Origin of the sequence: Corallococcus praedator, assembly GCF_003612125.1 — a bacterium.
GTDB lineage: Bacteria > Myxococcota > Myxococcia > Myxococcales > Myxococcaceae > Corallococcus > Corallococcus praedator.
Map to the genome: position 1 here is coordinate 20960 of NZ_RAWI01000024.1, position 20975 is coordinate 41934.

6 protein-coding genes (1 of these 6 cut by a window edge) are annotated in these 20975 nt (G+C 67.5%); all 6 read left to right on the forward strand.

Features of this window, described 5'->3' with window-relative positions:
• On the forward strand, positions 1 to 14395 hold the 3' end of the coding sequence (locus D7Y13_RS05305; protein ID WP_120582890.1) for a non-ribosomal peptide synthase/polyketide synthase. Its footprint begins 14720 nt before the window's first position; the window shows 14395 of its 29115 coding nt (coding positions 14721-29115); its start codon lies beyond the left edge, outside the window; it ends in the stop codon at positions 14393 to 14395.
• A 7-nt stretch (positions 14396 to 14402) separates the two neighbouring features.
• Positions 14403 to 15224 carry a Gabija anti-defense Gad2 family protein gene (locus D7Y13_RS05310; protein WP_120582889.1) on the forward strand — a complete coding sequence of 274 codons (822 nt, stop codon included), beginning with the start codon at positions 14403 to 14405 and terminating at the stop codon, positions 15222 to 15224.
• Positions 15225 to 15448: 224 nt separating this feature from the next.
• Positions 15449 to 16318, forward strand: coding sequence for a hypothetical protein (locus D7Y13_RS45110; protein WP_147444241.1), 870 nt, complete (start codon positions 15449 to 15451; stop codon positions 16316 to 16318).
• On the forward strand, positions 16315 to 18618 hold the full coding sequence (locus D7Y13_RS05315; RefSeq protein ID WP_120582895.1) for a UvrD-helicase domain-containing protein: 2304 nt from the start codon (positions 16315 to 16317) through the stop codon (positions 18616 to 18618). The genes D7Y13_RS45110 and D7Y13_RS05315 overlap by 4 nt, the downstream gene beginning before the upstream one ends.
• Positions 18619 to 18916: 298 nt before the next feature.
• The gene (locus D7Y13_RS05320; RefSeq protein WP_120582888.1) at positions 18917 to 20110 is read left to right on the forward strand and encodes an acyltransferase family protein; all 1194 of its coding nucleotides are present in this window, start codon (positions 18917 to 18919) and stop codon (positions 20108 to 20110) included.
• Positions 20111 to 20200: 90 nt separating this feature from the next.
• Positions 20201 to 20941: a YqjF family protein gene (locus D7Y13_RS05325; RefSeq protein ID WP_120582887.1), complete on the forward strand. Its 741-nt coding sequence runs from the start codon at positions 20201 to 20203 to the stop codon at positions 20939 to 20941.
• Positions 20942 to 20975: the final 34 nt, after the last annotated feature.

Here is a 20975-nt window from a genome sequence, read left to right on the forward strand (position 1 = left end):
CACGCGGCTGTACATCGTGGATCCCACCGGCCGCCCCTGCCCCGCCGGCGTCCCCGGCGAGGTGATGGTCGGAGGCCCCCAGGTGGCGCTCGGCTACCACGAGCGCCCGGAGCTGACCGCGGAGAAGTTCGTCCCGGATGGCCTCTCCGGAGAAGCCGGCGCGCGGCTGTACCGCACTGGAGACCGCGCCCGCTGGCGCGAGGACGGCGCCATCGAGTTCTTCGGTCGGCTCGACAGTCAGGTGAAGGTGCGGGGCTTCCGCATCGAACTGGGAGAAGTGGAAGCGGCCCTGCGCGACGTGCCGGGCGTGCGCGCGGCGGCGGCGCTGGTGCGTGAGGACGTGCCCGGCGACAAGCGGCTCGTGGGCTACGTGGTGCTCCAGCCGGACACCGCGTGGGAACCGGAGGCCCTGCGGCAGGCCCTGGGACGGCGACTGCCGGAGTACATGCTGCCCACCGCGCTGATGCGCCTGGACGCGCTGCCGGTGATGCCCACGGGCAAGCTGGTGCGCCGGCTGCTGCCCGCGCCGGACGTGGACAGCCTGCGCGGCGGGGCACTCCTCATCACGCCCCGCACGCCGCTGGAGCAGACGCTGGCGGGCATCTTCGCGCAGGTGCTGGGCCTGGCCCACGTCGGCATCACCGACAGCTTCTTCGACCTGGGAGGCCACTCGCTGCTGGCCACGCAGGTGACGTCGCGCCTGCGCACCGGCCTGGGCGTGGACGTGCGGCTGCGCGAGGTGTTCGACCACCCCACGGTGGAGACGCTCGCCCGCCGCATCGAGGACCGCGTGCCCGAAGCGAACCGCGCGCCCCGCCCGCCCGCCATCACCGCACGCCCCGGCGTCACGTCCGCCGAGCTGTCCTTCGCGCAGCAGCGGCTGTGGTTCCTGGACCAGTACCAACCGGGCAGCGCGCTCTACAACATGCCCGCCGCGCTGAGCCTGGAGGGCGTGCTGGACGTCACCGCGCTCACCGAGGCCTTCACGGAGCTGGTGCGCCGGCATCAGGTGCTGCGCACCACCTTCCAGGTGATTGACGGCACGGCCGCCCAGGTCTTCGCGCCCCCCGCGCCGTGGACGCTGTCGGTCGAATCGCTGGAGCACCTGCCCCTCGCGGAACGCGAGGAAGAGGCGGGACTGAGGGCGAAGGACGAAGCCCGTCAGCCCTTCGACCTGTCGCAAGGGCCGCTGTTGCGCACGCGCCTCTTGCGGCTCGCGGAGCACGAACACCTGCTGCTCGTCACGATGCACCACATCATCTCGGACGGCTGGTCCATCGCCGTGCTCATCCACGAAATGGTCGCGCTGTACGAGGCGCGGCTCGCGGGACGGCCCTCGCCGCTGCCGGAGCTGCCCATCCAGTACGCGGACTACTCCGCCTGGCAGCGCGAGTGGCTGCGCGGGGACGTGCTGGAGGCGCAGGTCGACTACTGGCGCAAGCAGTTGGAGGACGCGCCTCCCGCGCTGGACCTGCCCACGGACCACCCGCGCACCGCGGACACCCGCAACCCGGGCACGTGGCTGGAGGTGGAGCTGCCGCTGGAGCTGGTGCAGTCGCTGCGCTCGCTCTGCCAGCGTGAAGGCTCCACGCTGTTCATGGGCCTGCTCGCGGGCCTCCAGACGCTCCTGTCGCGCTACTCGGGCCAGGACGACATCTGCGTGGGCGCGCCTGTCGCGGGCCGCACGCAGTCGGAGATGGAGGGACTGGTCGGCTTCTTCGTCAACACGCTGGTGATGCGCACGAAGCTGGACGGCGACCCCACCTTCCGCGAGCTGCTGGGCCGGGTGAAGGACGTCACGCTCGGTGCGTTCGCGCATCAGGACGTGCCCTTCGAGAAGCTGGTGGAAGCGCTCCAGCCGCCGCGCATGCCGGAGCGCACGCCGTTCTTCCAGGTGGCGCTGGTGATGCTCAACACGCCGTCGGCGGAACTGACCGTGCCGGGCCTCCAGATGCAGCTGCTGGAGCTGGACAGCGGCACCGCGAAGTTCGACTTCACCTTCACGCTGAGCGAGTCACCCCAGGGCGTCCGTGGCGCGCTGGAGTACCGCACCGACCTGTACGAAGCGGCCACGGCCGAGCGGCTGGTCACGCACCTGCACGCGCTCCTCAAGGACGCGGTGGCCCGGCCCGAGCAGCGCCTGTCCACGCTGTCGCTCCTGTCCCAGACGGAGCGGCAGCAGGTGTTGGTGGACTGGAACACCCGTCCCGCAATCCCCGTGACGACCACGGTCCACGGCCGCGTCGAGGCCCAGGCCGCGCGCACGCCGGAGGCCGTTGCGGTGAAATTCGAAGGCCAGCACCTCACGTATGCCCAACTGGAGCGACAGGCCAATCAGGTCGCCCACGACTTGCGCGAGCTGGGCGTGCGCACCGGGGACCGCGTAGGGCTGTGCGTGGAGCGATCGCTGGAGATGGCGGCGGGCGTGCTCGGCATCCTCAAGGCAGGCGCGGCCTACGTGCCGCTCGATCCCACCTATCCAGCCGAACGGCTGGCGCTGATGCGCGAGGACGCAGGCATCCGCGCGGTGCTGACCCAGGCGGCGCTGGAAGCCACGCTGCCCAGGAGCCCGGACGTCGCGGTGCTGCTGCTGGACGCGGTGTCGTCGCAGCCCACGCACGCGCCCCCCGTGGACGTGCCGCTGGAGTCGGCCTGCTACCTCATCTACACGTCGGGCAGCACCGGGCGGCCCAAGGGCGTGGAGCTGTCGCACCGCGCGCTGTCGCACATGCTGGACTGGCAGTGCCAGCGCTCGGTGAAGGCGAACGCCACGACGTTGCAGTTCGCGTCGCTGAGCTTCGACGTCTCCTTCCAGGAGATGCTGTCCACCTGGAGCGCGGGCGGCACGCTGGTGGTGCCCACGGCGGGAGTGCGCCGGGACATGCCCGCGCTCCTGCGCCTCATGGCGACCGAGGGCGTGGAGCGGCTCTTCCTGCCCTTCGTCGCGCTCCAGTCGCTCGCGGATGCCGTGGCGCACGGAGCCCCGCTGCCGGAGCGCCTGCGGGAAGTGGTGACGGCCGGTGAGCAGTTGCAGGTGACGCCCGCGCTGGTGTCCTTCTTCGAGCGCCTGCCGGACTGCGTACTGGAGAACCAATACGGCCCCACGGAGAGCCACGTCGTCAGCGCGCACCGACTGCAAGGTGCACCTTCCACCTGGGAGCGGCTGCCTTCCATCGGCGCCCCACTGCCGGACACCCAGCTCTACGTCGTGGACGCGAGCGGCCAGCCCTGCCCCGTGGGCGTGCAGGGCGAGCTGCTCATCGCCGGCATCCAGGTGACGGCCGGCTACCACGGCCGCCCGGAGCTGACGGCGGAGAAGCTGGTGCCGGATGCGTTCTCCCCCGTCCCGGGCGCGAGGCTGTACCGCACGGGCGACCGCGCGCGCTGGCGGACGGACGGAACGCTCGACTTCCTGGGCCGCATCGACCAGCAGGCCAAGGTGCGTGGCTTCCGCGTGGAACCCGGCGAGGTGGAGGCCGTCCTGCGAAGCCTGCCCGGCGTGCGCGACGCGGCCGCGGTGGTGCGCGAGGACGTGGCCGGAGACAAGCGACTCGTGGGCTACGTGGTCCTCCCGGCCGACGCGGCCTGGGACCCGGAGGCCCTGCGTCGGCAGCTCGCGAGCCGACTGCCGGAGTACCTGGTGCCCTCCGCGCTGCTGCGGCTGGAGGCCCTGCCGCTCACGCCCAGCGGCAAGCTCGCCCGCCGCATGCTGCCCGCGCCGGACGCGGACAGCCTGCGCGGCGAAGCGCCCTTCATCGCGCCCCGCACGCCGCTGGAGCAGACGCTGGCGGACGTGTTCTCGCAGGTGCTCGGCGTGCCGCGCCTGGGCGTGACGGACAACTTCTTCGCGTTGGGAGGCCACTCACTGCTGGCCACGCAGGTGGCATCGCGCCTGCGCACCGCCCTGCGGCTGGAGGTCCCGCTGCGCGAGCTGTTCGAGTCCCCCACCGTGGAGGGACTGGCCCAGCGGCTCCAGGGACGTCTAGCCACGACGGCGCGCAAGGGCATGGCCGCGACCATCGCGCCGCGCGCCATCGAAGCGCCGGTGTCCTTCGCGCAGCAGCGGCTGTGGTTCCTGGATCAACTCCAGCCGAACCTGCCGCTCTACAACATGCCCGCCGCGCTGCGGGTGGAAGGCGCGCTGAACGCGGAGGCCCTCCAGCGGGCCTTCACGGAGCTGGTGCGTCGGCACCAGTCCCTGCGCACCACCTTCCGCGCCCGCGACGGCCGGCCCGTGCAGATCATCAGCGCCGCCACGACGTTCCCGCTGAAGGTGGACGACCTGCGCGCGCTGGAGCCGGGCCTTCGGGAGGAAGAAGCCCAGCGCCGGGCGAATGAAGAGGCCCGGGCCCCGTTCGACCTGGCGCAGGGACCGCTGCTGCGCGCGGGACTCCTGCGCCTCGCGGAGCGGGAGCACCTGCTGCTCATGACGATGCACCACATCGTCTCCGACGGCTGGTCCATGTCCATCCTCATCCGGGAGCTGGGGGCGCTCTACGAAGCCTTCGTCGCCGGCAAGCCGTCGCCCCTGCCGGAGCTGCCCCTCCAGTACGCGGACTACGCCACGTGGCAGCACGACGGCCTTCAGGGCGAGGTCCTGGACGAACAGCTCGCGTACTGGCGCGGCCAGTTGGAGGACGCACCGCCGACCTCCGAGCTGCCCACGGACCGCCCGCGCACCGCGGAGCCGAACCAGCCCGGGACCTCGCTGAAGGTGGAGCTGTCCCCGAAGCTGACGAAGGACCTGGCGGCGCTGTGCCAGCGCGAAGGGGCCACGCTGTTCATGGGCCTGCTCGCGGGCCTCCAGGCCGTGCTCGCGCGACACGCGGGCCAGGACGACGTCATCGTGGGCGCGCCCATCGCGGGCCGCACGCAGGCGGAGACCGAGGGCATCATCGGCTTCTTCATCAACACGCTGGTGATGCGCACGAAGCTGGACGGCGACCCCTCCTTCCGCGAGCTGCTGGGCCGGGTGAAGGACGTCACGCTTGGCGCCTACGCGCACCAGGACGTCCCCTTCGAGAAGCTGGTGGAGGTCCTCCAGCCGCCCCGGCTGCGCGGCGTGCCGCCGTTGTTCCAGGTGGCGCTCTCGCTCCAGAACACGCCCACGACGGCCATCGCGTTCCCAGGCGTCACCTTCCACCGGGTGTACACGGAGAGCGGCACGTCCCGCTTCGACCTGTCGCTCACCCTGTCCGAAACGTCCTCCGGCCTGCAAGGCGCGCTGGAGTACCGGACGGACCTCTACGACGTGGCGACCGTCACCCGCCTGATGGACCACCTGCGCCTGCTGCTGGAAGCGGCGGTGGCACAGCCCACGCGGCGCCTGTCCACGCTGTCGCTGCTCTCCGACGCTGAACGGCACCGCGTGCTGGTGGAGTGGAACGCCACCACCGTGCCGTACCCGCGTGACACGGCCGTGCATGCGTTGTTCGAAGCCCAGGCCGCGCGCACACCGGACGCGGTGGCCGTGGAGTTCCAGGGCCAGACGCTCACCTACGCGGCGCTGGACCGCCGCGCGAACCAGCTCGCGTGGCACCTGCGCAAGGGCGGCGTGAAGCCGGGCGCGAAGGTGGCGCTGTGCCTCGCACGTTCGCTGGAGCTGCCGGTGGCGGTGCTCGGCATCCTCAAGGCGGGCGCGGCCTACGTCCCGCTCGACCCCGAAGCGCCTCTGGAGCGGCAGTCCTTCTTCCTGGAGGACACCGGCGCGGTGCGCGTCCTCACCTCGGAGGCGATGAAGCAGCACCTGCCCGCCAACGCGCCCCCGGTCCTCCTGCTCGACACGGAAGCGGCACGCCTGGACGCGGAGCCGGATACGGCGCCGAATGCCACACAGGGCGGAGACGCGCTCGCGTACGTCCTCTACACGTCCGGCACCACGGGCCGGCCCAAGGGCGTCTGCGTCCCGCACCGGGCCATCGTCCGGTTGGTGGTAGGCACGGACTTCGCCCGGTTCGGACCGGACGAGGTCTTCCTCCAACTGGCCCCGCTGGCCTTCGACGCCTCCACCTTCGAGCTGTGGGGCTGCCTGCTGCACGGAGGCCGGCTGGTCCTGGCGGATCCGAAGGCGACTTCATTGGAGGAGCTGGGCCGCACGCTGGAAGCCCACCACGTCACCACGCTGTGGCTGACGTCCGCGCTCTTCGAGCAGATGGCCGCCACGCAGCCGGAGGCCCTGGCCCGCGTGCGCCAGGTGCTCGCCGGAGGCGATGTGTTGAACCCGGTGCGCGTGCGTGAACACGTGGCCCGCGCGGGCCGGCTGGTGAACGGCTACGGCCCCACCGAGGGCACCACCTTCGCCACCTGCCACGTGATGACCGACGCGAACGCGGTGGAGTCGCCGGTGTCCATCGGCCGGCCCCTCTCGAACACCCGCGTGTACGTGCTCGACGCGCACCTGCGGCCCGTGCCGCCGGGAGTGCCCGGGGAGCTGTACGTGGCCGGTGACGGACTGGCCTGGGGCTACCTCCAGCAGGCCGGGCTCACCGCCGAGCGGTTCCTGCCGGATGCGTTCAGCGACGTGCCGGGAGCGCGGATGTACCGCTCCGGTGATCAAGTGCGTTGGAAGGCGGACGGCACGCTCCAGTTCCTGGGCCGCCGCGACACGCAGGTGAAGCTGCGTGGCTTCCGCGTGGAGCCGGGTGAAATCGAGGCCGTGCTCCTGGGCCATGCGTCGGTGCGCGAAGCGGTGGTCCTCGCGCGCGACGACATGCCGGGAGGACGCGCGCTGGTGGCCTACGTGGTGCCTCGCGCCACGGCGACCCCGTCGCACGCGGGAGCCCCGCCGCTGCTGGATGTCGCGGCCCTGAAGGTCTGGCTGCGGGAGCGGCTGCCCGGATACCTGGTGCCTTCCGCCATCGTCATGCGGGCCTCGCTGCCCGTCACGCGCAACGGCAAGGTGGACCGCCGCGCGCTGCCCGCACCGGAGGTCCAGGGCACGGAGGGCGACTTCGTCCAGCCGCGCACGGACACCGAGGCCCGGCTCGCCACGCTGTGGAACGAGCTGCTGGGAACGAAGGGCACGAGCGCGAAGGACGACTTCTTCGATCGCGGCGGACACTCGTTGCTCGCGACGCAGTTGCTGTCACGCATCCGCGCCACGTTCGCGGTGGAGCCCCGACTCCAGGAGCTCTTCGAGGCGCGCACGCTGGAGGCCCAGGCCGCGATGCTGGACGCCACCCTGGCCCGCGCCGTCCGGCTCCAGGCGCCTCCGCTGCGCCCCGTGCCGCGACAGGGGAACCTGCCGCTGTCGTTCGCACAGCAGCGGCTGTGGTTCCTGGACCAGTACCAGCCGGGCCTCCCCGTCTACAACATGCCGGTGGCGCTGCGGCTGCACGGCGCGATGGACGCGGCGGCCCTGGAGCGTGCCTTCACGGAGCTGGTGCGCCGCCACGAATCCCTGCGCACCACCTTCACCACCCACGCGGGCACGCCCGTCCAGGTCATCGCCCCGAAGGCGTCCTTCCCGCTGGCGGTGGAGGACCTGCGGAAGCTGCCCGTGCGCGACCGCGAGGAGACCGCCCGTCGCCTCGCGGAGGACGAAGCGCGCCGGCCCTTCGACCTGGCGAAGGGACCGCTGCTGCGGGCGCGGCTCCTGCGGTTGACGGACGTGGAGAACCTGCTGCTCGTGACGATGCACCACATCGTCTCCGACGGCTGGTCCATCGCCATCCTCATCCGGGAGATGGTCACGCGCTACGCGGCCACCCTCTCCGGCCAGCCGCTGGCGCTGCCGTCGCTGCCCATCCAGTACGCGGACTACGCGGTCTGGCAGCGCGAATGGCTCCAGGGGGACGTGCTCAAGGCGCAAATCGATTACTGGCGTCACCAGCTCGCGGGAGCCCCCTCGGCGCTGGAGCTGCCCACGGACCGCCCCCGCGTCGCGGGCTCCCAGCAGCCGGGCGCGAGCTTCCACCTGATGTTCCCCAAGAAGCTGGCGCAGGACCTGACAGTGCTCTGCCAGCGCGAAGGGGCGACGCTGTTCATGGGCCTGCTCGCGGGCTTCCAGGCGGTGCTCTCCCGCTGGGCGGATCAGGACGACGTCAGCATCGGAGCACCCATCGCGGGCCGCACGCGCGAGGAGACCGAAGGGCTCATCGGCTTCTTCGTCAACACGCTGGTGCTGCGCACGCGGCTGGACGGCAACCCCACCTTCCGCGAGCTGCTGGGCCGGGTGAAGCGCGTCACGCTGGATGCCTACGACCACCAGGACGTGCCCTTCGAGAAGTTGGTGGAGGTCCTCCAGCCGAAGCGCCAGGTCGAAGGCACGCCGTTCTTCCAGGTGTCGCTGGTGATGCTCAACACGCCGACAGCGGAGCTGTCACTGCCCGGCATGCGCATCGAACCGCACCCGGTGGAATCCGGCGCCGCGATGTTCGACCTCTCCCTCACGCTCACGGAGAAGCCCGAGGGCATGGAGGGGGCGGTGGAGTACCGCACCGACCTCTACGACCGGAGCACCATCGAACGCCTCATCGGACACCTGCGCGTGCTGCTGGAGGACGCGGCGGCCCACCCGGAGCGGCGGCTGTCCGACCTGCCCCTGCTCACGGAGGCGGAGCGACAGCAGGTGTTGGGTGCATGGACCCGCGCGCGCGCCGACTTCCCGCGCGACACGCCCGTCCATGCGCTGTTCGAGGCCCAGGCCCGGGCGACGCCCGACGCGGTGGCCGTGGAGCATGACGGCGCCACCGTCACCTACCGGGAGCTGGATGCACGCGCCAACGTCCTCGCCCGTCGGCTGCGGACGCTCGGCCTGCCCACCGGCGCGCGGGTGGCGCTGTTCCTGGAGCGCTCGCACGCGCTGCCCGTGTCCCTGCTCGGTGCACTCAAGGCCGGCGCGACCTACGTGCCGCTGGACCGGTCCGCACCGTCGGAGCGGCTCGCCTTCCAGTTGGAAGACGCGGGCGTCACGGTGCTCCTCACCGAGAACCGACTGCGCGACAGCCTGCCCGCCTTCACGGGACCGGTCGTCGAAGTCGAAGCCGCGCTGGAGTCCCCGCTCGCGGAAGCCCTGCTCCCCGACGTGACTCCGGAGCTGCCCGCCTACGTCCTCTACACGTCCGGCAGCACGGGGCAGCCGAAGGGCGCGCTGATCTCCCACCGCTCGCTGGCGAACCATGCGACGTGGATGGGCACCACCTTCGCGCTGGGCGCCGACGACCGGCAGCTCCAGCTCGCGGCCCTGGGCTTCGACGCCTCCGCCGCGGAGGTCTTCTCCACGCTGTTGTCCGGCGCCACGCTCGTGCTCGCGCCGCCCGAGGCCCAGCGCGACGTCGCGCTCCTCGCGGACACGCTGTCGAAGCAGCGCATCACCGTCCTCCAGGCCGTGCCCTCCGTGCTGCGCTTCCTGGCGGCGGAGCCGGCCTTCGCGAAGGCCACGGACCTGCGCCTGCTCTTCTGCGGCGGTGAAGCGCTGACGCCGGACCTGGCCACGCGGCTGCGCTCGCTGCTGCCCACGGTCCGGCTCGTCAACGCCTATGGCCCCACCGAGACGACCATCGACGCCACCTGGTCCTCTGTCACCGGCGAGGAGTCCGGCGCGACGGTGCCCATCGGCCGGCCGGTGGCGAACGCGCAGACGTACGTGCTGGACGCCTCGCTGCGGCCGGTGCCCGTCGGCGTTCCGGGAGAGCTGCACTTGGGCGGCGTGCCCCTGGCGCACGGCTACCTGGGCCGTCCCGACCTCACCGCCGAACGCTTCATCCCCCACCCCTTCGCCACCGAGCCCGGCGCCCGGCTGTACCGCTCCGGAGACCGGGCCCGCTGGCTGTCGGACGGACGCCTCCAGTTCCTCGGCCGGCTCGACTCCCAGGTGAAGCTGCGCGGCCTGCGCGTCGAGCCCGGCGAAGTCGAAGCCGCGCTCGTCCTGCACCCCGGCGTGCGCGAAGCCGCGGTCGTGGTCCGCGACGATGAAGCCCACGGCCTCGCGCTGGTGGCCTACGTCGTCTCGCGCACCACGCCCCGGGTGGAAGCCGAAGCGCTGCGCACCTTCCTGCGGCGCACCCTGCCGGAGGCCCTGGTGCCGGCGGCCTTCGTCGCGCTGGAAGCACTCCCGCGCACGTCCAGCGGCAAGCTGGACCGACGCGCCCTCCCCGCGCCCGAAGCCCAGCGCGCCGACAGGGCCCTCGTCGCCCCGCGCACGGACACGGAGACCCGCCTCGCCGCGCTCTGGCGCGAAGTGCTCAAGCAGGACGCGGTGGGCGCGACGGACGACTTCTTCTCGCGCGGCGGACACTCGCTGCTCGCGACGCAGTTGCTGTCACGCATCCGCACGGCCTTCCAGGTGGAGCTGCCGCTCCAGGCCCTCTTCGAGGCCCGCACGCTGGAGGAGCAGTCCCTGCGCGTGGAAGCCCTGATGCGGGACGGAGCCGCGCTCCAGGCCCCTCCGCTGCGCCCCGCGCCGCGCGATGAGCGCATGCCGCTGTCGTTCGCCCAGCAGCGGCTGTGGTTCCTGGATCAGCTCGAACCGGGCACGTCCACGTTCAACATCCCCGTCGCCCTGCGCGTGGAGGGAGCGCTGGACGTGCGCGCGCTGGAGCACTGCTTCCAGGAAGTGGTGCGTCGACACGAATCCCTGCGCACCGTCTTCCGGGATGGCCCCGAAGGCCCGTCGCAGGTCGTCCTGCCCGACCTCGCGCTGCCGCTCGAAGAGGTGGACCTGCGAGCGCTGCCCGAGGACGCGCGGGATGCCAACGCCCATCGCCTGGAGGTGGAAGAGGCGCTGAAGCCCTTCGACCTGGCGAAGGGACCGCTGCTGCGGGCCCGACTCCTGCGCCTGCGGGAGGACGCATGGCGGGTGCTGCTGACGATGCACCACATCGCGTCGGACGGCTGGTCCATGGACGTGCTGGTGCAGGAGGTGAGCGCGCTGTACGTCGCCCACCAGCAGGGCCGGCCCTCGCCGCTTGTGCCCCTGGCCATCCAGTACGCGGACTACGCGGTCTGGCAGCGCCAGTGGCTGCGAGGCGACCTGCTGGAGAAGCAACTGGACTACTGGCGCAACCAGTTGGCGGGAGCCCCGGCCGTGCTGGAGCTGCCGTTGGACCGACCCCGCCCCGCGGTGCGCGCCCACCGGGGCGGCCTGGTGGCGCGGACGACGGAGCCGGCCATTTCGAATGGGTTGGAGGCGCTGGCCCAGCGCGGACGGGCCACGCTCTTCATGGCGGTGATGGCTGCCTTCCAGGGCCTGCTGCACCGCTACAGCGGACAGCCGGACGTGGTGGTGGGCACCGACGTGGCCAACCGCGACACGAAGGAGACCGAGGGCCTCATCGGCTTCTTCATCAACCAGCTCGTGGTGCGGCTGCGGATGGAAGGCAACCCCACCTTCCTGGAGCTGCTGGAGCAGACGCGGCGCGTGTCCCTGGGCGCTTTCGCGCACCAGGACCTCCCCTTCGAGGAGGTGGTGCGCGCCATGAACCCGGAGCGCAGCCGTTCGCACGCGCCGCTGTTCCAGGTGAAGCTCATCCTCCAGAACACGCCGCAGACGGCGCTGGAATTGCCCGGGCTGACCCTGAGCGTGGAAGGCGTGAACACCGCCGCCGCGAAGCTGGACCTGACGCTGTCCGTGACGCCCACGCCCGAAGGTCTGATGTGCGCCTGGAGCTACGACCGGGACCTCTTCGACGAGACCACCATCGAGCACATGGCGGAGCGCTTCCACGCGGTGCTCGCGAGCATCGTCGCGCACGCCGGAGCGCTGCGCCTGTCGGACTTCCCACTGCTGCCGGAGCCGGAGCGTCAGCGGCTGCTCGGGACGTTCAACGACACCGCGCTCCCGTACGCGGAGCGCTGCATCCACGCCCTCATCGCCGAACAGGCGGCGCGGACGCCGGAAGCGCTGGCGGTGGTGGCCCCGGATGGAACGCTCACCTACGCGGCGCTGGAGCGGCGGGCGAACCAGCTCGCGCACCTGCTCCAGCAGTACGGCGTCGCGCCGGAGACACGGGTGGGCCTGTTCGTGGAGCGCAAGGCGCACGCGCTCGTGGGCCTGTTGGGCATCCTCAAGGCGGGCGGGGCCTACGTGCCGTTGGATGCGGGCGCGGCCAGCGCCCCGGAGCGCATGCGCCACATGCTGAAGGGCGCGGGCGTCCAGCTCATCGTCACGGAGGAAGCGCTGGCGGACGAGCTGCCTTCGCAGGGTGAGCTGCTGGTGAGCCTGGACGCGGACGACGGGCTGCTGGACGCACAACCGGAAGACGCCCCATCCACGGGCGTCCTGCCGGGCAACGCGGCCTATGTCATCTACACGTCGGGGAGCACTGGCCAGCCCAAGGGCGTGGTCATCGAACACCGTCAGCTCGCCTGCTACGTGGCGGGTGTCAGCGACCGGCTGGAGCTGCCCCAGGGCATGTCGTTCGCGACGGTGTCCACGCTGGCGGCGGACCTGGGCCACACGGCGGTGTTCCCCACGCTGTGCGCGGGCGGCGCGGTGCACCTGGTGGACCGGGACACGGCATCGGACGCGGGAAGGCTCGTGGCATACGGCCGGGCGCATGAGGTGCAGGGCCTGAAGATCGTCCCCACGCACCTGGAAGCGCTGCTCGCGGGACAGGATGCGGAGCGGCTGCTGCCGCGTCGCAGGCTGGTGCTGGGCGGCGACACGGTGTCGTGGACGCTGGTGGAGCGGGTCCACGCGCTGGCCCCCGACTGCGAGGTGTTCAACCACTACGGCCCCACGGAGACGACGGTGGGCGTGCTCGCGCAGCTGGTGGAGCGCGGCGTGCGAACGCCGGGAACGCGGTCGGTGCCGCTGGGCCGGCCGCTGGGCAACGTGCGCGTGTACGTGCTGGATGCGTACGGGCAGCCGGTGCCCACGGGCGTGCCCGGCGAGTTGTTCATCGGCGGCGAGAGCGTGGGCCGGGGCTACCTGGGCCGACCGGACCTGACGGCGGAGCGCTTCGTACCGGACGGCTTCGCGACGAAGCCCGGCGCCCGCATGTACCGGACGGGGGACCGGGTGCGCTGGCTTCAGGACGGCCGCATCGAGTTCCTGGGCCGCGTGGACCACCAGCTCAAGATTCGCGGTTACCGCGTGGAGCTGGGTGAAGTGGAGGCCGTGCTCTCAAGGCACCCGGGCGTGAGCGAGTGCGTGGTGGTGGCGCGCGACGACGCGTCCCAGGGCCGGCAGCTCATCGCCTACGCGGTGGGCCGCTTCGAGAAGGCGCTGGAGGAGTCCGTGTTGCGCGCGCACCTTGCGGCGCGGCTGCCGGACTACATGGTGCCCGCGACGTTCATGGTGCTGGACGCCCTGCCCCGCACGTCCAACGGCAAGGTGGATCGCAAGGCCCTGCCCGAACCGTCCCGTTCCAACGAGGACACCGGACACGTCGAGCCCCGCACGCCCACCGAGCAGCGGCTGGCGACGCTGTGGCGGGAGCTGCTGGGCGTTCCCAGGATCGGCGTGCACGACAGCTTCTTCGACCTGGGCGGCCACTCGCTGCTGGCCACGCAGGTGGTGGCCAGGGCGGCGACGCTGTTCAGCGCGAGGCTCGCGGTCATCGACCTCTTCGAGGCGCCGACGCTGGAGGGACTGGCCGCGCGCATCGACGCGGGGACGTCCTCGGACTCGCCGCTGGTGATGCTGCGCAAGGGAGGCGAGCGCACGCCCTTCTTCTGCGTGCATCCGGTGGGAGGCAGCGTGCTGGGCTACCTGGAGCTGGCGCGGCGCATGGATCCCACCCAGCCCTTCTACGGATTGCAGGTGCCGAAGGACGGCGCGGGCACGACGGTGGAGGCCATGGCCACGCGCTACCTGGAGGCCGTGCGCGACGTGCAGCCCGCGGGGCCCTACCGCCTGGGCGGTTGGTCCATGGGCGGACGCGTGGCGTACGAGATGGCGCGCCAGCTCCGTGCCCGAGGCGAAGCGGTGGAGGTGCTCGTCGTCATCGACGCGATGGGCGAGGAGCCGGCTTCCGAGCAGGTCCTCACCCCGGACGAAGCCGTGGGCCAGCGGGTGCTGGAGTTCGCGGATCACCTGTCACGGCTGGCGGAAGTGCATCCCCGAGCAGCGGAGGTGCTGGGGCTGGTGGATCCGGTGGAGCTGCGCCTGGTGCTGGAAGGACCACCCGAGTTGGGCATCGGCATGGGCCTGGAAGAGGTCGCCTGCGAGGAGCTGCGCGAGCTGTGGCACCGCTTCCTGGTGAACCAGGGCGCCACGAGGACCTACGTGCCTGGACCGTATGACGGAGCGCTGGTCCTGCTCCGGGCCGAGCAGGGCCCGGAGGCTCCGGCGGACCTCGGCTGGGGTGCGCTCGCGCGCGGTGGGGTGACGGTGCACACCGTGCCGGGAGACCACTTCACCCTCGTCCGTCCGCCCCACGTGGACGCGCTGGCTGAACGCCTGCGGACGCTGCTCGCCGCCCCGCCGAAGTCGGACGGAAGGGACGGGTAGCCACGCCATGTCCCGACGCTTCACACGCACGGAGGACGCCGCCCTGCGAGCCCTGCTGGGCGCGACCTCCACCACCGACCCGGCAGCCCTGGAGGACCGGGCGCCGGTTCCAGTCCAGGAGGTCCAGCGCATCCTGGCCCTGCCGGAGCTGCCCCACCTGGACCTGCTGGGCGACGACACGTGGCTGTTGGGAGGCCGCATCCTGCGGTGGCTCACCGGTGAGATGTGCGACGGTGGGGACACGGGCGACTACGACCTGTTCTGCGCATCGCTCGAAGCGCTGGAGCGGACCGCACGACGGATGCTGGCCACCGGCTACACGCCTTGCCGCAGACAGGGGGCGACGCAGTGGGGGCCCTGGCTGATGGACCGGCTTCGGGGGCGTGACGACCATGCACCCTGCGCGGGGGCCGTCTTCGAAGAAGGCGCGTTCCAGGAGCGGCTGCGACTGCGGCGCTTCCCCGATGGCCGGGAGATGTACGCGCTGGAGCTGCACTCGCCGGAGGGCCACCTGCTCCAGCTCGTCCACATCCCGGCCCTCTTCGGCGGAGGAGGCGACCCCATCCGCCACCAACTGGCGTTCACCGACCTGAGCATCTGCCAGTTCCTGCTGGACGGCCGGCTGCTCCACGCGGGCCCGCACGCCTGGGTGGACCTCTTTCAACGCCGGGTCCGGGTGGTGAAGATGGTCCGCCCGGGCATCACCGCCCAGCGGTTGATCAAGTACGCCGGACGGGGCTTCTGGCCCGACGCGGACTCGGTGCGCACGGTGTACGCGCATCTATCCCACATCAAGTCAAAGAGCCATCCCAAGCAACCCAAGGAATAACACGCGCTCAACCCGCCAATTACTCCCACACACACGGCATGAAAATCCGAGTAATATCTAGCTCAGACCACACCAACCATATCGCCCAAACCAGCCATCCTTCACCTACAGGAACCTACTCAAGCCAAAAACATCCACAGCCAAACACTCCAACCCACACACCCAATTAACCATTCAAGTCGCCAACAAATTTAACCGTCAGACCAACCAGACAGGAAATCGACTTGGCACAAACCATTCTCCCAGTTAAGTGGGGAAAAATTGAGCAGGGGTCAATTTTCAGCGGGGCCCTATCTGAAGACTACAAAGGTTGCGACATACATGGCCTCATCATCACAGCCAGATGCGATCTTGCACACGACAAAACCCAAATATTCAACTACCTACCCATAGCTAAAATGCAAGACTGGATTGATCGCGATTTCAAGTCAATCGTATGCCAACGCTGGATGAATGAAATCGAAGGAAACCTGCGTTCTACCCTCAACACCGCAGGACACTCACCAAACATCCTAACAACCGAACCACTAGCCAGCATCATTGAAAAACTCTTCCCAGCTGACGCAGCGGACAAAAAGACGAAAACAGCCAGAGACAGGCTCGAAAAAATAAACTCAACCATCCTGAAGCTGGAAAAAATCAACAAAGAAAACAAGCTCAAGCCATTTCTTCCACCAGACGACAAATCATTTGCATCTATTTGCCGTCAAGCCCTAGATGACTGCATACGACAAAAACTCAGTGGCTACTACTTCCTGGACTCAATAAGTCCCGACGGAGACAAGCATGGATACGTGGCACTTCTGAGAGAAGTTCGCCATCTGCCAAGAAACCTAGCCATCAAGATTGCAGCAGGGATTGAAAAACCAGAGTATGAACTTCACTGCAGGCACCATCCAGAAGCTGCCAACAAAATCTGCTTTGACTCTACAGATTTCGCATTTCCGATCGGCGTTCTACGCTCTCCAGAGATCGAACATCTCCTCCAATCGTTCTCTCTCCTATTCAGCCGCATTGGACTCACCGATCCCGAAACGACCTACATAGACAAACTCAAAGAACATCACTCAATATCAACAAAGGAAGAGTCATGAAATTTATACTGATCGATCACCGCGCAGCCTCCGACATAATCTCGGATCGGTTTCTCCAGTCCGCACAGTTCACCCAAGGCAGTGAACTGGCAAGCATTCTCCAAGGAGCACAAGGAAGCGAGTTCCCAACACAGGGCGTGTACTCAATCAGGGAAGCAGACGGGGCTTACATTCTAAGCAAAACACCAGACCGCGAACACTATCTAGTTTTCGATCTAGACAAAGCAAATCCATTCACCAACAGAAGCCAATCAGACTGCGTCCTAATTTTCCAGCGAGTATTGCGCTTCGCGATTCGGATTTGGGAGAATCTTAAACTCAGCCCCCACGAGCGCCTGATTGCCGGCACAACAAAAGCCGCCATATTCCCCTTTCCGCTCAGTCTTTTTCGCCTCGCCATCGAGAGACAGCCCGATGCCAAAAAATTGCATGAGCGCCAAACATCGTCCGGGAATCATTTATTAGTTTACAACAACGGAATGGATGAAGGAGCCGGACCAGACGAGAAACCAAGCGTCCACTACTTCAGTGTTGCAATCAGAAATATTGAAACAGCCAGACAACGCATTGCCGAATTAGGCAGAATAGAAAGCGAAAAAGCAAAGGCGCTGACGGTTTCGGTTCTTCGAACTCCTGACGGCGAACCGCTCACCCCGCACCTTGGCTTTGAGCAGTGGCTGCACCGGCTGACTGAAACGCAGCGCAACTTCGTAATGAGACCTATTTCTGGTCCTGAACGAATTGAAGGACCAGCCGGAACAGGCAAGACACTCTCGCTTGTACTAAAGTGCATCAACAATCTCCAGCTCGCAAAAAAACAAGAACGCGAGAATCACTCAGTGTTCATTGCTTATGGCGAGGCCACCCGGATTGCCGTCCAACAAATGTTTGACACCAACGACGAGTTTGGATTCTCCCGCCTGAGCCGCAGAGACTCCCAACAGTCGCTGTTGATAACGACACTTCAAGTCTGGTGCGCGAGCCATCTCAATACAGGAATATCAGAAGTGGAATTCCTGGACAGAGACGCGATGGAGGCCCGAGATCTTCGCCTGCTCTACATTGAAGAATGCCTGAGCGAAGCAATCCAGGAAGACCTCCCAACCTACACTCGAATGCTGTCGAAAGATTTTGCTAAATTCCTCAATACCGAGCGGGTCTGGACCATCGCAGAGATGTTCCAGCATGAAATCTCCGTAACGATTAAAGGAAGGGCCGGGGAGGATTTGGAAAAATACAGGCGACTCCCGGCCGTCGAGAACAACTTACCCATAAAAACAGATGCCGATAGAGGATTTGTATTCACAGTATTCAAGCGGTACCAAAAGAAGCTTTTCAGCGTAAACCAGTTCGATACAGACGATGTTGTCCTCAGCGCGATAGGCCAACTCGACACCCCGATTTGGAGACGGCATCGAATCAAAGAGGGATTCGACTCTGTCTTCGTTGACGAGACTCACTTGTTCAACCTAAATGAACTTTCGGCACTCCACTATCTCACCAAAACAGAGGGCTCGAACCCAATCGTCTTTTCAGTCGATCGAACACAAGCACCAGGCGATCGAGGACTAACCAACGCCATTCTTGATACAGCAATCCTCAGTCCTGCCCCAGAAAACAGTCACGAAACCAAACAAACGACCGTCGACTCGGTTTTTCGCTGCTCTCCAGACATCACAAATCTCGCACTGTCTGTTACAGCGGCGGGGGCGACGCTTTTTACGAATTTCGAGAACCCTCTACATCACGCTTCCAGCGTCTTCACTCCTGACGAAGAATCCAAGGCTAAGACACCGGATTTCTTTTTCTATCCGACAGACGACCAAATGATTGTGGCGGCCCTATCGAAAGCAGAGCAGCTAACTGAGGATCTGCAGTGCTCGCGATCGAAAATATTACTTGTCGCATTCAGCGCGGAACTCTTTCACTCACTAGAGACAAAGTCCGAAACACTCAACAAACCTCTAGAAGTTTTAAAACGCCGCGGCGACGCTGAAGTAGTCAGCCGTGCCAAAAAAACTGGTCGCTTTGTTCTCTCCATGCCGGACTATGTTGGTGGTCTTGAGTTTGATGGAGTGGTCCTAGTTGGCGTTGATGATGGCCGAGTTCCACCAACAGGAGCAGCCGCGACTTCCGAGAGTCGGCATTTCATGAATTTTATTGCCCACACAAGACTCTATGTTGCCATAACGCGAGCTCGCTATCGAGTCACCATTCTGGGAAACAAGGAGCGAGGAGAAAGCACTCTTTTAACAAGCGCTTTCGCCAATCGGTTCCTCTCGCTAGAGCCCAAAAACTAGATTTATCCAACCACTCGATTGGGGCCCACTTAAGTCTTTGGCATGAGCCATTTACGAAGAGGGCCCTTCGTACAAATTGGCAAAACTTGCGGAGTCGGCAAGGTATCGATTAACCGCATGACGCGGGTGTGTCGGACAAAATCGCGCTATTTTCCATGATCCTGCGGCTGCGAGTTCCTCACCCCCTCGTGAAAAGTCAACCTCACAGTTCAAGCAACCATTCGCACGGGCGGCGGGCGTGACGTTGCTCAAATTGAAGAACCGTCAAAGGCGATTCATCTGGCAGTAAAGAAATACAATGGTTTTCTCTATCTCGGAAATAGTCTGGCATTGGAAAGCCGCTCCCCTGAACACGCCTGAATCGCGTCACCTCGCCGGCCTGGACCTGCTCCGGGGCCTGGCCATCGTCCTCGTCGTCCTCTTCCACCACCCCCGTCCCGAAGGTCATGAGACCTACCGGATGATCGCCAACTTCGGTTGGACGGGCGTGGAGCTGTTCTTCGTGCTCAGCGGCTTCCTCATCGGCGCGCAGTTCCTGGAGCCGCTCGCGAAGGGCGAGACACCGTCGCTGCGGCGCTTCTACCTGCGACGTTCGCTGCGCATCCTGCCGCCGTTCCTCGTCGTGCTGGGCCTGTACCTGTGGGTGCCCGCCTGGAGTGAGCGCCCCTTCGTGACGCCCGCGTGGCGCTTCCTCACCTTCACGCAGAACTTCGGCCTGCACATCGGCGGCTTCTCCCATGCGTGGTCGCTGTGCGTGGAGGAGCACTTCTACCTGGTGCTCCCGCTCACCCTGCTCGCGCTGCGCGGGCGTGCCCGGGCGCCGTATGTGCTCGCGGGCGCGGTGGCCGTGATGCTGGCCGGGATGCTCCTGCGCGGCGGGCTGTGGCTGCACCTGTTCGGGAAGCTGGGCCCCGACGACATGGGCTGGCGCGACTACGACACGTTCCTCTACTACCCGACGTACGCGCGGCTCGACGGACTGCTCTGCGGCGTGCTGCTCGCGGCGATGCGCGTCTACCGGCCCGCGATGTGGGAGCGCTGGACGCAAAGGCCCGGCGTGCTGCTGCCGGGGTTCGGGCTCTTGTGCCTGGGGAGCGCGGCGTACGTGAACCAGCAATACAACCGGGAGCTCTCCTACGCCGTGCTGGCCTTCCCGCTGGTGTCGCTCGGGTACGCGGCGCTGCTGGTGTCGATGGCCGGGCCCGCCGTCTCGCGCGTCTGCGCGCGCATCCCGGGCGTGCGGACCTTCGCGGTGCTGAGCTTCACCGTCTACCTCACGCACAAGTCCGTGCAGCACCTGGTGCGCGTGACCCTGGAGCCCCACGGCCTGGGCACGTTCCACGTCATCACGCTGGTCGGCGGCGCCGTGGCGGTGCTGCTCGCGTCACTGCTGCTGCATCACGGGGTGGAGCGGCCCGCGCTGAGATGGCGCGAACGGCTGGAGCGGCGGCTCGCGGACAGGGAGCGGCGGCTCAGTCCCGTCACCCATTAGGTCCGGGCTTCTGCCCGACAGAAGCCACGGACAGGGGGAAGCCGGGGTCCACGCGAGCCCTGCGCGACGTGGGCGCGCTACACCTTCGCCATGCGCCCCTTCCTGACGGCGACGTGGCGGTACCTGCTGATGCTCAACTACGAGGTGGACCCGGCGGTGCTGCGGCCCCTCGTGCCCCGTGGAACCGAACTCGACGCGTGGCAGGGCCACACGTTCGCGAGCATGGTCGGCTTCCGCTTCCTCGACACGCGCGTGCGCGGCCTCGCGGTTCCATTCCACCGCGACTTCGACGAGGTGAACCTGCGCTTCTACGTGCGCCGCCTGGGCCCCGAGGGCTGGCGGCGCGGCGTGGTGTTCGTGCGGGAGATCGTCCCCAAGCTCGCCATCGCTACCGTGGCGCGCGTCCTCTACAACGAGCCCTACGTCGCGCTCCCCATGCGCCACGCCGTGAACATGGACGGCGCCGACACGGGCGCGCCCGGCCACGTCGAGTACGCCTGGAAGTCCCACGGCCGCTGGCACCAGCTGTCGGCCCGGACGCAGGGCAGCCCGGTGGAGAGCACGCCCGGCTCGCAGGAGGAGTTCATCACCGAGCACTACTGGGGCTACACCGCCCAGCGCGACGGAGGCTGCGCGGAGTACCGCGTGGAGCATCCCCGCTGGAGCGTCTGGCGCGCCCAGGAGACGGCCTTCGACTGCGACGTGGCCCGCTTCTACGGCCCCGCCTTCTCCGAGTGCCTCCGGGGTCCATCCCACTCCGCCTTCGTGGCCACCGGCTCGGAGGTGTCCGTCTTCCCGGGAAATGAACTCCTCCCCTTGCCAAGCCCGTAGAAATCAATATTCTCAATCCACAAATTGATTTTCT